The organism is Orrella daihaiensis, assembly GCF_022811525.1.
Lineage (GTDB): Bacteria > Pseudomonadota > Gammaproteobacteria > Burkholderiales > Burkholderiaceae_B > Algicoccus > Algicoccus daihaiensis.
Genome location: NZ_CP063982.1, coordinates 1,540,467 through 1,553,492, shown reverse-complemented (window position 1 = coordinate 1,553,492; position 13,026 = coordinate 1,540,467). Strand labels below are relative to the sequence as shown.

Genomic DNA, 13,026 nt, shown 5'->3' with positions numbered 1-13,026 from the left:
GCTCATGACTTTGGATCTCTCTCGCACATCACAGCATAACGCCCGTGTCCTAACCACTGCTCAGGCGCTTGGCGGCGCCAGTCCTGCCATTATCGTGTCTTTAGGCGGCTTGGTGGGTCAACAACTAGCGAGTAACCCAGCTCTAGCGACGCTACCTGTCAGCATCTTTAACCTCGGATTGGCGATCGGCACACTACCGGCTGCCTGGGTCATGCGACGCCATGGCAGGAGACTCGGTTATTTGTTTGGCGCTGGTCTGGGCATGATTGCTGGCTTGGTAGCCGCGTTTGGGATCTACCAACAATTATTCGTGATCTTTTGCTTAGGCACCATGATTGCGGGTTTTTATGCCTCTTACGTTCAGAGCTACCGGTTTGCGGTGGCAGATGGTGCGCCAGAGGATATCAAACCGAGGTTGATCTCCTGGGTAATGGTTGGTGGACTATTTGCGGCGGTGATCGGACCGCAGACCGTCATTTGGACAAGAGATATCGTGCCATGGGCGCCTTTTGCGGGGAGCTTTGTCGCCCAGGCGATCTTGGCGGCACTTGCGATTCCGGTTATCTGGCGACTGAAATCCGCGACTAGTACCCGTGCATCTGCTAGCAAGACGAGCAATGCAGCCAATCACACCGGACGCACCTTGAAGGAAATCGCCAGACAACCGCGATTCATTCTGGCCGTGACTGCCGGGGTGGTTTCGTATGCGCTCATGAGTTTTGTGATGACAGCAGCACCCATCGCCATGGTTGGCTGTGGCCACACGGTCGGTGAGGCGGCACTAGGCATCCAATGGCATGTCCTTGCGATGTTTGCACCGAGCTTTTTTACAGGGCGGCTTATACAGCGTTTCGGGGTCAAGACGATTACGGCGCTAGGCCTCATTATTCTGGCGGCCTCAGGCGCCGTGGCGCTAGCCGGGCTTGGTCTTGAACACTTTTGGATTGCGCTGGTATTGCTTGGTGTTGGCTGGAATTTAGGGTTCATTGGTGCCACCACGATGGTGACAACTTGTCATCGCCCTGAAGAGAAGAATCGGGTTCAAGCCATGAACGACTTTCTAGTATTTGGGTCGGTGGCTATTTCGTCATTTGCTTCTGGCAAACTACTCTCAGTCGCTGGCTGGGAATTGATTAACTGGTTGATATTCCCTTGCGTAGCAGTAGTACTGCTGATGATGCTTTGGGAAAAACGCCACCAAGCCATGCTGACTGGCGTTTGACATACTTCACGGCTTGACCGATCTAAAAACCAACCGCTTGACCGTCTCTTCGACTGTCACTCGCGGCGACATAGCCGTCTTCAAGGTCAGCTGAAAGGCGCCAAATAAATTGTCCCGAACCAAAATCCATGTAAGGATCATCAACTGATTTCAGTTGATGTCCAAGCGCCTTAAGCCCTTGAACAACGGTGGGATCCATGGTGGACTCGACATCGAGCGTGAAATCACGGTTGACCTTCCAGCGGGGCGCACAGCAAGCTGCTTGCGGCTGTTGGTCGTAATCAAGCATGCGTACCAATGTCTGCAAATGCCCTTGAGGCTGCATATCGCCACCCATCACACCAAAACTCATCACAGGCTCACCACGGCGACTCAAAAACCCCGGGATAATCGTGTGAAACGGGCGCTTACGGCCTGAGACCACATTGGGCGAATCTGCATCCATCGAGAAGCCAACACCTCTGTTTTGCAGGCTGACGCCTGATTCGGGCATCACCACACCCGAACCAAATCCCATGTAGTTCGACTGAATGAACGAAACCATCATGCCGGACTCATCGGCTGCGGACAAATAGATTGTGCCCCCAGCGTCGGGGACACCCGGCCCAAAATAAGTGGCACGTTTGGTGTCAATCAACTTGGCACGAGACGCCAGATACCCTGGATCGAGTAGTTGTTCGGCCGCCACTGTCATGCTGCCGGCATCTGCGACATATTTATACAAATCGGCAAACGCAAGCTTCATTGCTTCAATCTGCAAATGCTGTGAGGCAACCGAATCAACCCCCAAACTAGCAAGGTCAAAGTGCTCGAGCATGCCAACCGCCATCAATGCTGCAATGCCCTGTCCGTTTGGCGGGATCTCGTGCAAAGTGTATCCGCGATAATCTTTGGCAATTGGTTCGACCCATAGAGCCTCATAAGACGCAAAATCATCGAGCGTATGCGCACCACCATGCTCACCAAGGAACTTGACCAACTGTTCAGCCAGCTCGCCCTGATACATCGATTTGCCTTGAGTTTGCCCAATCAATCGGAGCGTCTTGGCAGCTGCGGGCCAACTAAATCGTTGCCCGACAGCCGGCGACTTTCCACCTGGCATGAATGCTTGCGCAAATCCAGGTTGATCTTTTAGTTCAGGCACGGCTGCTGCCCACTTATGCGCAACGACTGGTGGCACCGCATAACCACGCTCGGCAAGCTCGATGGCTGGCACCATTAAATCCGCAAACGGCAACTTGCCGAATTTCTCGTGCAGAGCAGCCCATCCGGCAACAACCCCCGGTACAGTCACTGAGTCAACACCGCGTTTAGGAGCGAGTGGTCGGCCTGTCGCGTCGCAGCCGTATTTACTGGAGAAATAATCAAGGTTCCAGGCGGCTGGGGAATGACCGGATGCGTTTAGTCCATGTGCCCTGCCCTTATCCCAGACAATCGCAAAGGCATCACCACCGATCCCACAAGAGACTGGTTCGACTAGCGTAATCGCTGCGGCTGCCGCAATGGCAGCATCTACAGCACTACCGCCTTGATACAGCATTCGCAATCCTGCTTGGGCAGCTAGCGGGTGCGATGTGGACACCACGTTTCTAGCGAACAGTGGTATGCGTAGGCTCGGATAAGGGTTTTGCCAGTTAAATGGTTTCATGCTGCGTTGCGTCAGAAGGTTTTTATGATGTCTTACAGACGGCAATAAGCACGCGTGGCCGGCTGTACCCGTTTGTTCGACAAAGCCTGAGCTTTAAGGTGAGTTTCAGCTAGTTAGAGTGCCTCATCGCCCTGCTCGCCCGTACGAATTCTGATCACCTCATCCAGCGGCGATACGAATATCTTGCCATCACCAATTTTCCCAGTACGCGCAGCCTTAATGATGGCCTCGATGACAGCCTCTACCTTAGCGTCGGCAACAGCGACTTCCACTCGGATTTTGGGTAAGAAATCCACAACATACTCAGCGCCCCGATAAAGCTCGGTATGGCCTTTTTGACGTCCAAACCCCTTGATCTCGGTCACAGTCAAGCCTGTAATGCCGACTTCAGAAAGCGCCTCCCTCACCTCGTCAAGCTTGAACGGTTTAATAATGGCGGTTACGAGTTTCACGGCTTCTCCCTATTTGGCTGTGCGGCGCCAGATGCACTAGGCACCCGTTTCACGAAATGCATTGGTCAAAGGATAGCGCCAATCGCGTCCAAATGCCCGAACAGTGACTTTAGGCCCCGGCGCAGATTGCGAGCGCTTATATTCATTGATGCGTAATAACCGAACTACTTGCTGTACCGCCTGAGCATCCAGTCCAGCCTCAATCAGTCGCGAGACCGGCAAATTGTGATCAACATATCCGGCAATAATGCTGTCTATCACTTCGTAAGGCGGCAAAGAATCTTGGTCAGTTTGGTCAGCTCTCAACTCAGCCGATGGAGCTCGCGTGATAATCCGGTCTGGGATGACCTCAGACTGCGTATTACGCCAGCGCGCTAGTCGATACACGAGCGTTTTAGGCACATCTTTAAGAACCGCAAACCCACCTGCCATGTCGCCGTACAAGGTGCAATAACCGGTGGTTAATTCCGACTTGTTGCCCGTGGTCAGCACCAGAGCACCCAACTTGTTTGACAGGGCCATCAACAGCGTGCCTCGAACCCTAGCTTGTATGTTTTCTTCGGTGGTATCAGCCTCACGTCCCGCAAAAACAGGTGCCAAAGCATGCTCGAAATGCTTTGCAATTTCATCTATAGCGACCTGTTCGTAGCGCACCCCCACACGCTTTGCCATGTCAGCAGCATCTGCCAGCGAAATGTCTGCTGTGTAGCGAGATGGCATCATCACAGCCATCACGTTATCGGCCCCTAGCGCTTGAACGGCCACTGCGAGAACCACAGCGGAATCAATCCCGCCGGACAATCCAAGCAAGACGGATTTAAAGCCATTCTTTTGCACATAATCCCGTGTACCTACAACCAAGGCCTGCCACACCATCGACAAATGGTCATGCTCGGCTTCTTCTTCCATGCTGGTCACAGGCGTCCAATCCCCAGACTCGGTTGTAACCGCCGTCACGGCACCACTGGCGTTAACGGAGACCTGTGTAACTGACTCATCATAGGCTGGCGCGTGTCCGATGCAATGGCCCGTTTTGTCCATTGCGAATGACATGCCATCAAACACCAGTTCGTCCTGCGCGCCGCAAAGGTTTGCATAGACCAAGCTGACGCCCGCCCGATCAACACAACGACGCATCATTTCAAGGCGTTGATTGAACTTGCCCATGTGAAAGGGCGATGCATTAAGAACCAATAAACATTGGGCGCCAGCTGCCACAGCAGCTTGAGGGGCATGCTTGAACCAGGCATCCTCGCAAATATTAAGACCAAATTTCAGGCCAGCATGCTCGAACACGCAGGCTTCATGCCCAGCAACGAAATAGCGCTTTTCATCGAAAACACCATAATTAGGCAATTCCCGCTTGAAGTACCGAGCGACTACCCTGCCCTCTAACAGCACGCTTGCGGCGTTATACAAATCGTTGCCCTGAGCCTGGGTGTGCCCCACGACCACAGCCAAACCCGGCAGATCGGCCAAACGTTCAACTAAGGCAAGCAATGCCACGCGTTCTTGCTCAATAAAAGCGGGGCGCAATAACAAATCCTCGGCCGGGTAGCCAGTTAGCGCCATTTCCGGCGTCAACAACACGTCGGCACCGCTAGCTGCCGCAAGTCTTGCCATCTGCTCAATCTTGCGAGCATTGCCTTCAAAATCGCCGACCGTCGCGTTTAGCTGAGCCAGCGCGACGTTTGCCGCGACCATAGATCTCTCTTTTTACGTCAAAATCATGAATCCCGATTATTGCACGCCTGCCGGCGACCCTAGCACTCTATAATCTGGTCACCATGACGAATAAATCTTCCCCCATTTCGAATCAGGACCAATTCGCCAACAAGGCGCAAGCTTGGTCTGCCCGCTTCTCAGAACCCGTGTCAGATCTGGTCAAGCGTTACACAGCATCAGTCGATTTTGATAAGCGCATGGCTATGCAAGATATCCAGGGTTCGCTAGCGCACGCCCAGATGCTGGCTAAGGTTGGAGTCATCAGCAGCCAGGACTTTGCGGACATTGAGCGCGGCATGACGATCATTGGTCAGGAAATCGCTAGTGGACAGTTCCAGTGGTCACTTGATCTCGAAGATGTACACCTAAATATTGAAAAGCGCCTGGTTGAACTCATTGGCGATGCCGGCAAACGCCTTCATACCGGACGTTCACGCAACGACCAGGTTGCCACAGACATAAGGCTTTGGCTGCGCGAGCAAATTGACTTGATTCAGCTTCAGTTAAAGTCTCTGCGTCGCACGCTTGCCGAGCAGGCGTTAATTTATGCCGATACCATCATGCCGGGGTTTACGCACCTTCAGGTAGCTCAGCCGGTCACTTTTGGACACCACCTGATGGCCTATGCCGAGATGTTCACTCGCGATGCTGAACGCTTGGCTGACTGCAGAGCGCGGGTTAACCGTCTGCCGCTAGGCGCAGCGGCGCTCGCTGGCACCAGTTATCCGATTGACCGTGAACAGGTGGCCAAAACACTCGGGTTTGACGGTGTTTGCCAAAACTCGCTGGATGCGGTTTCAGATCGCGACTTTGCCATTGAGTTCTGCGCGGCCAGCGCCATCGTGATGGTCCACATCTCCCGATTATCCGAAGAACTCGTGCTCTGGATGAGCCCTAAAGTAGGCTTCATCACGTTGGCTGACAGGTTTTGTACCGGCAGCTCCATCATGCCGCAGAAAAAAAACCCTGACGTACCGGAATTGGCACGCGGCAAAACAGGTCGTGTCAATGGCCACCTGATGGCTTTGTTGACTTTGATGAAGGGACAGCCACTGGCCTACAACAAGGACAACCAGGAAGACAAGGAAGGTTTATTTGATACGGCTGATACTGTCAGAGACACTTTGACCATCTTCGCCGACATGATGAAGGGATTAACGGTGCATGCTCAAAACATGCAAGCGGCTGCGCGTCAAGGATTTGCAACTGCAACTGACCTAGCCGATTATCTCGTTAAAAAAGGTTTGCCGTTTCGCGATGCTCACGAAGTAGTGGCTCACGCTGTACTGACTTGCGAGAAACGCGGTTGCGACTTGGCTGACCTTTCGTTGGATGAGCTAAAAGCCTTTGATGATCGCATCGATAGCACGGTGCACGAGGTCCTTACCCTTGAAGGATCAGTCAATGCGCGAGATCACATCGGCGGTACAGCGCCAGCGCAAGTCAAAGCTGCAGCACAAGCAATGTTAAAAACACTGTCGAGTCAGTAGGATAGAGCAATCAAGGAAAAAATGGCTGCATCAGCAGCCATTTTTATTTCAGGCTGACCAGGCTTGTTGTTCATCGGTTCGGCTCAAAAACTGCAATTGATTCAACATGGCCTGTGTGTGGAAACATGTTGATGACACCCGCTTGACGTAGCCGGTATGAACCGAGGTGACACAGCACAGCGGCATCACGGGCCAATGTGGCTGGATTACACGAGACATAAACGATACGCTTGGGGCGGTCAGCCTCACGTTGATTGGCCAAAGCCTCACAGACCGCCAATGCGCCCTCACGCGGCGGGTCAATCAACAAACGGTCAAAAACTGGTAAGGCGTGAAGATCTTCAAGCGTAAATTCAAATAGATTTCGGGCTTCAAAAGTTACATTACGCAAACCATTAGTTTCAGCGTTCTGAAACGCTCTTTGAACCAGAACGTCGCTACCCTCAATACCAAGCACGTTCTTGGCTTGCCGAGCCAGTGGCAAAGTAAAGTTGCCAAGCCCACAAAACAGATCAAGCACTTGATCCGTGGGATTAACCTCTAATAACGACAGCGCTTTGGATACCAGCGTGCGGTTGATCTGATGATTAACTTGCGTAAAGTCTGTTGGCTTAAAGGGCATGCGTACATCAAATGCGGGCAAACTGTAAGCAAGCTCTGATGAGTCCTGCCCGTCAAGTAACGCCACCGTATCAGGTCCCTTTGGTTGCAGCCACCACTGCACACCATGCTTTTGGCCAAATGCCCGCAAAAACTCCTCATCCCTGCTATCTAAAGCCTCAAGATGACGCAATACCAGAGCAATAACAGAGTCACCAACAGCCACTTCAATTTGTGGCAGTCGATCGGGGATGCTCATGGATTCGATCAGCCGTCGCAGTGGCACCAGCAAATCACTCACCTTAGGCGGCAGCACAGAACAGCTTGACATGTCTGCGACATAACTACTACGCCGCTCATGAAAACCAACCAAGACACCACCTTTACGCGGCACGAGACGCACGGTCAATCTGGCACGGAAACGATATCCCCAGCTCGGCCCGTGGATCGGTGAAAGCATCTGTTCGGGTTTTAAATCCGCCAAATGCTTAAAAGCATCCTCTAACACACGCTGCTTCACAGCCACTTGCGCATCTGCGGCCAAATGCTGCATCGCACATCCACCACACACACCAAAATGGGGGCATTGGGGCTGCACCCTCAGCCAACTGGTTTTATGAATATCGGTAGCTCGGGCAGTGTTGAACTTGGGCTTTTTCTTGATCAGCTGCGCTGTGACATATTCGCCAGGCAACGCACCCTCGACAAACACCACTTTGCCATCGAGGTGAGCTACGCCGCGAGCCTCGTGGTCAAGCGACTCAACGTGCAATTCAAACATTTGAGGCATTTTCAGGCTTTATCCCACGCTTTTAGGTACTCGCGCCAGTGAGGTGCATCAATACCAGCAAGATATTCACGCACAAGCTCTATTTCCTTCTCATAGGCCTGCGCCGACAACTCTGCACGAATTAGCCTGAATCGACAAAATACAAGCCAAGTGTTCACAACATCAGTCTCACAGTAGGCACGGACCTGCTCAGCCTGGCCGTCTCGCCATGCCTGCCAAACTTGACTGCCATCCATGCCAAGCTTTCCAGGAAAACCGCATAACTTGGCCATATCATCTAGCGGTGCATTGGCGCGACCGCCATATTTAGCCAGCACATCCATCAGATCCACATGGCGGTCGTGATAACGACTCAGATAATTGTTGTATTTGAAGTCTCTATCGTCTTGTCCCGTGTCCCAATAACGCGCACAAGCAATACCGTGAATTAAGCTGCGGTAATGCAACACTGGCAGATCAAAGCCTGACCCGTTCCAACTGACTAAACGCGGCGTGTAATGGTCAATCGTTTTAAAAAAACCCTGGATCAGACTATCCTCAGGATCATCAGCTTGACCTAGACATTTAACCCGGAATCCATTGTCATCTCGAAACACGCAACCGACTACTGCGATCTTGTGTAGGTGGTGCGGCAAAAAAGTACTGCCGGTTTTTTCTTGTCGTTGCGCAAACGCTCGCTCGACAACCTCGTCATCAGTCAGGTCAGACCAATCATTGATCTGACGCAAACCTTCTACATCCGGGATTGTCTCCAGGTCAAATACCAAGGTTGGTGTCATGCTTGACCCCGCTTTACTGAGCAGGCAAATAACGCAACGGATCAACCGGGGTGCCATTTCGACGCACCTCGAAATGCAACCGCGGTGAAGTCGTCGCAGACTGCCCCAACGTAGCAATTTGCTGAGACTTGCTCACGGCATCGCCCTTTTTAACAAGCAGTTTCTCATTATGTGCATACGCGGTGATAAACCCATCGCCGTGGTCAACTATCACCAAATTCCCAAATCCTCTTACGGCATCGCCAGCAAAGACAACGTTACCGCCAGCGGCAGCCACCACTGGCTCCCCGATGGTTCCAGCGATATCAATACCTTTGGTCTGTGGAGTAAAACGTTGAATGATTTCACCTTTGGCGGGCCACACCATGGCAATTTTGCTGGCGTCAGCAGCGGGCGTAACCTGTGCCGGGGCTGGTCTTGATTCCGGAGCATCTTGTACTTCACCGCGATCCATCGTCATCGAGCCACCCGAAGTTGACGTGTTACTGCCTTGCGCCATTGAGGCAGCAGGCACAACAGCATCGTCATTAAGGCGCAAACGCTGTCCAACACGGATCAAGCTTGGATTGGAGATATCGTTTAAGGCTATCAGGCGCTCGACACTGACGCCAGTTTCGCGCGAGATCGATGACAACGTATCGCCTGGCTGGACACGGTAAGTACCGTCTACGCCGCGGTCACTCAGATCGGCGATAGGAGCAAACACACCAGTTCCAGCACAGCCAGCCAATGTCACCAGAGCCACCAAACTGATTGCTTTGGCGACGCGCGTACCAAATGGGAGCGGCTCCCTCGCAACGCCCCTGTTATTGGCAAGTGCTGTCTTTGTGTGAAGCGCTTTGGCGCTAGCCATACTACTCTCCCATACTTTCAAGTCTGTACGCCGGGCTTAAGCGGCACGAATCGGACTGCCTCGAGTTCCACCCGCCGCCACTCCCTTGTCGACTGCCGGGTAACCATAATTAGACGCTGATTAGTATCACCCTCTGGTGCAATGAGCTTACCACCGACAGCAAGCTGATCTAGCAATGTTTGCGGAATTGACAGCCCGGCTGCAGCCACCACGATGGCATCAAACGGTGCTTTCGCACTCCAGCCGAGCATGCCATCACCAAACAGGCAATGCACATTGCGTATCGCCATGTCCTGAAGGCGCGTCTTAGCCATATCGTACAACGGACGAACCCGCTCAACCGTGAATACTTGCGCAAATATGTGAGACATCACTGCTGCTTGATATCCGCAACCGGTTCCAATCTCCAACACTTTGCGAGGTGTGTCGGGCTCACATAGGGCAGCCAACATACGCGCCACCACCCAGGGTTGCGAAATGGTCTGACCGTGACCGATTGGCAAAGCCCCATCCTCGTAGGCGCGACTGGCCAACGCCTGATCCACAAATCGATGACGCGCCACGCGGGCTAGTGCACCGAGCACCACCTCGTGTTCAACCCCCTGAGCACGCACGCGCTCAACCATGCGCATTCGTAAGCGATCTGAAGTCAAGCCTAAATTGTTAGGAGAGCCAGCCAGTAACTGTGGACGTCCCTCGGGCGCCACGCGACCACCCACGCTGATTCGCGTGTTGCTATTAGCCGGCTTGAGCTTATCAAGCCAGGCATCAGAGCGCTTCTTTACTCGTTCAACCATTGCGCAACGTGATCAAGTTGTTGATCATGGGTCAAATCGAGTCGCAAGGGTGTCACCGCGATGAAACCATTTGCGACCGCATTAAAGTCTGTGCCAGACGAGTCGTCCGCGGCATCACCAGCCGCCCCAATCCAGTAAACCGTTTCGTTTTGTGGGTTCAACGCGGGAATGACCGGTTGCGAAGCATGTCGCTTGCCAAGCCGTGTGGTTTTAATACCGCGGATCTGAGCTGCTGGCAGCGGCGGCAGATTGACATTTAACAGATAGTTTGAAGGCAAAGGCTTGCGAGCAAATCGCAAAACCAGATCACGACACCAATTGGCCGCGTCGGCCAGATGAGGCCAGCCTTTTTCTGTCAGTGAAAACGCAAGCGAAGGAATTCCAAACAAATATCCTTCCACGGCGGCTGCAACGGTACCTGAGTAAATAGTGTCGTCACCCATATTGGCACCATTATTAATCCCAGACACCACCAAATCAGGCTTGAAATCCAACAGACCGGTCAGCGCGATATGCACGCAATCTGAAGGTGTGCCGTTGACCACATAAAACCCATTCTTGGCTTGACGAACTGATAATGGCCGATTCAGTGTCAGTGAGTTTGATGCCCCACTATGATTGACCTCCGGTGCAACCACGGTGATCTGTGCATGTGGCGCAAGCACATCGGCGAGCGCTTCAATGCCGGCAGCACTGTAACCATCATCATTAGAAACCAGAATTTTCATGGGGCAACAAGTAAGTGATTCGTTAACGAATTGCATTGTACTCGGGCAAACCAAGCCAAATTACGCCAGGCAATTATCGGTCAGAGACTCAGGCCTTCCCTTAAACTACGATCACCATGGTTTTGGTGACATTCAGACGGGCAATCACAATGCAAAGTATCGATTCGGGTTTTACCGCAGTGGCAATTTTTGCGGTTTTGGGCTACCTACTTGGTTCAGTGCCCTTTGCCGTGGTCACTAGTCGTGTGATGGGGTTGGCTGACCCGAGAACCTATGGTTCAGGCAATCCGGGTGCCACGAATGTTCTAAGGACAGGCAACAAAAAGGCCGCCATACTTACTTTGCTCGGGGACGCTGCCAAAGGCTGGCTGGCAGTGTGGCTCGCGCACCAAATCACAGGACATAGTGATGTCGTCGCCATCACAGCGCTCGCGGTTTTCCTGGGACACCTGTTCCCGGTATTTCTGAAATTCAAAGGCGGTAAAGGCGTTGCCACTGCGCTGGGTGTTTTGCTGGCCATTGAACCGTTGCTCGGGCTGGCTACGATGCTTAGCTGGTTGGTTATTGCAGTTTTTTTCCGAATGTCATCTTTTGCTGCGATTGCCTCAGCCTTGTTTGCACCCTTTTACTATTTCATTTTATCGGGTGTCCTTTGGCCACTGTCTGGCTCAATATTGACAGCCATCAGTCTGATTAGCCTGATGTTGATTTGGCGGCACAAGGCCAACATCAGTCGAATTTTGAATGGTACTGAACCAAAAATTGGTAAAAAAACGGATCATTAGCGCTTGGCCAGGTTCTTGCCAAAATTGGGTTTAACCCAGTGCGCCAAGACCGAGGTCGCTGGCAGTAGGCGACCCCAGTTCCGATAATGGCCAACGCGGGCGAACTGTAAAAGCGTGGGATTGATCGTGCGAGAGATCACACAAGCCTGCATTGATTCGTTCTGCAGCGGCATATGCGATCATTGCACCATTGTCGGTACAAAGCTCGATGGGCGGGAAAAAGACTTCTACACCCCGTTTGGTGCAAGCATCTAGCAAACGCTGCCGTAAAAGCCGGTTCGCACCAACACCGCCAGCAACAACCAGTCTTCTTAGGCCAGTTTGGTCAAGCGTGGCGACGGATTTGGCAATCAAAATATCCACAATCGCTGCTTGCGCTGCGGCGGCAAGATCGGCTCGGGTCTGTGTGTCTAGCACACTAGCGTCAGCGGCATCCACCCCGACCGCCTTACAAGCTTTTTGAAGCTGATTAAGAACAGCTGTTTTTAATCCGCTAAAACTAAAATCGAACCCAGGCCTGTGTAGCAATGGGCGTGGCAGATCGAATCGTGCCGCATCACCAGACTGAGCAAGCGCGGCAAGCTCAGGCCCTCCTGGATAGCCCAAACCAAGCAACTTGGCGGTTTTATCGAATGCTTCTCCAGCCGCATCATCGAGCGTTTCACCCAGTAGCTTATAATCACCGACTCCACTGACTCGCATCAACTGTGTGTGACCACCCGAAACTAGCAGTGCCACAAACGGAAACGCTGGCCGTGGATCCGCTAAACGCGGAGACAAGAGATGCCCCTCGAGGTGATGGATGGGAATAGCTGGCTTGCCTAGCGACCAAGCTAACGCTTGTGCAGTACCTGCACCAACTAACAGCGCCCCGGCCAAACCCGGACCGGCTGTGTAGGCGAGCGCATCAACATCAGCCAATTTCAAATTGGCATCAACGAGTGCCTGACGGGTAAGCACAACGATGCGACGGATGTGGTCACGTGAGGCGAGCTCAGGCACCACGCCACCGTAGGCTTGATGCATCGCTGCCTGCGTGTGTAGGGCATGGGCGAGTACGCCGCGATCGGTGCACACCACAGCGACACCGGTTTCATCGCAAGAGCTTTCGAATCCAAGAATAACCATACACGCATTGTACGGCGACAGATCCAATT

Annotated in this window: 12 protein-coding genes; 3 read left to right on the top strand and 9 right to left on the bottom strand. The window is 52.8% G+C overall.

Features of this window, described 5'->3' with window-relative positions:
- Nucleotides 1–4 precede the first annotated feature (4 nt).
- Entirely contained in the window at nt 5–1,222 is a 1,218-nt protein-coding gene (locus DHf2319_RS07085) for an MFS transporter (RefSeq protein ID WP_243477457.1), read from the top strand.
- Nucleotides 1,223–1,244: 22 nt separating this feature from the next.
- Here DHf2319_RS07085 and DHf2319_RS07080 read toward each other — a convergent pair whose 3' ends face one another.
- The 3 genes from DHf2319_RS07080 to DHf2319_RS07070 form a co-directional block, all read right to left on the bottom strand.
- The gene (locus DHf2319_RS07080) at nt 1,245–2,870 is read right to left on the bottom strand and encodes a gamma-glutamyltransferase family protein (protein WP_243477456.1); all 1,626 of its coding nucleotides are present in this window, start codon (nt 2,868–2,870) and stop codon (nt 1,245–1,247) included.
- Between the two features lie 113 nt (nt 2,871–2,983).
- Nucleotides 2,984–3,322: a P-II family nitrogen regulator gene (locus DHf2319_RS07075; RefSeq protein WP_243477454.1), complete on the bottom strand. Its 339-nt coding sequence runs from the start codon at nt 3,320–3,322 to the stop codon at nt 2,984–2,986.
- A 36-nt stretch (nt 3,323–3,358) separates the two neighbouring features.
- Entirely contained in the window at nt 3,359–5,026 is a 1,668-nt protein-coding gene (locus DHf2319_RS07070; RefSeq protein ID WP_243477452.1) for an NAD+ synthase, read from the bottom strand.
- An 83-nt stretch (nt 5,027–5,109) separates the two neighbouring features.
- Between DHf2319_RS07070 and argH the strand changes: the two genes are divergently transcribed.
- A complete protein-coding gene (gene argH, locus DHf2319_RS07065) occupies nt 5,110–6,537 on the top strand; it encodes an argininosuccinate lyase (RefSeq protein ID WP_243477450.1) in 1,428 nt (475 codons plus the stop codon).
- 70 nt (nt 6,538–6,607) lie between these two features.
- Here argH and rlmD read toward each other — a convergent pair whose 3' ends face one another.
- The 5 genes from rlmD to surE are packed head-to-tail and all read right to left on the bottom strand — an operon-like array spanning nt 6,608 to nt 11,084.
- The gene (rlmD, locus tag DHf2319_RS07060; RefSeq protein ID WP_243477448.1) at nt 6,608–7,918 is read right to left on the bottom strand and encodes a 23S rRNA (uracil(1939)-C(5))-methyltransferase RlmD; all 1,311 of its coding nucleotides are present in this window, start codon (nt 7,916–7,918) and stop codon (nt 6,608–6,610) included.
- A gap of 11 nt (nt 7,919–7,929) precedes the next feature.
- Nucleotides 7,930–8,706: a 3'-5' exonuclease gene (locus DHf2319_RS07055; protein ID WP_243477440.1), complete on the bottom strand. Its 777-nt coding sequence runs from the start codon at nt 8,704–8,706 to the stop codon at nt 7,930–7,932.
- A 13-nt stretch (nt 8,707–8,719) separates the two neighbouring features.
- Nucleotides 8,720–9,559 (bottom strand): peptidoglycan DD-metalloendopeptidase family protein, encoded by an 840-nt coding sequence (locus DHf2319_RS07050; protein WP_243477438.1) that lies wholly within the window; start codon nt 9,557–9,559, stop codon nt 8,720–8,722.
- 17 nt (nt 9,560–9,576) lie between these two features.
- Entirely contained in the window at nt 9,577–10,356 is a 780-nt protein-coding gene (locus tag DHf2319_RS07045) for a protein-L-isoaspartate(D-aspartate) O-methyltransferase (RefSeq protein ID WP_243477436.1), read from the bottom strand.
- A complete protein-coding gene (gene surE, locus DHf2319_RS07040; protein ID WP_243477431.1) occupies nt 10,341–11,084 on the bottom strand; it encodes a 5'/3'-nucleotidase SurE in 744 nt (247 codons plus the stop codon). Before surE ends, DHf2319_RS07045 begins: the two co-directional genes overlap by 16 nt.
- Before the next feature lie 149 nt (nt 11,085–11,233).
- On the opposite strand from surE, the gene plsY reads away from it, so the two are divergent.
- Nucleotides 11,234–11,869 carry a glycerol-3-phosphate 1-O-acyltransferase PlsY gene (plsY, locus tag DHf2319_RS07035; protein ID WP_243477428.1) on the top strand — a complete coding sequence of 212 codons (636 nt, stop codon included), beginning with the start codon at nt 11,234–11,236 and terminating at the stop codon, nt 11,867–11,869.
- 30 nt (nt 11,870–11,899) lie between these two features.
- On the opposite strand, the gene tsaD is transcribed toward plsY, so the two are convergent.
- Nucleotides 11,900–12,997, bottom strand: a complete 1,098-nt coding sequence (tsaD, locus tag DHf2319_RS07030) for a tRNA (adenosine(37)-N6)-threonylcarbamoyltransferase complex transferase subunit TsaD (RefSeq protein WP_243477426.1) — start codon at nt 12,995–12,997, stop codon at nt 11,900–11,902.
- Nucleotides 12,998–13,026 lie beyond the last annotated feature (29 nt).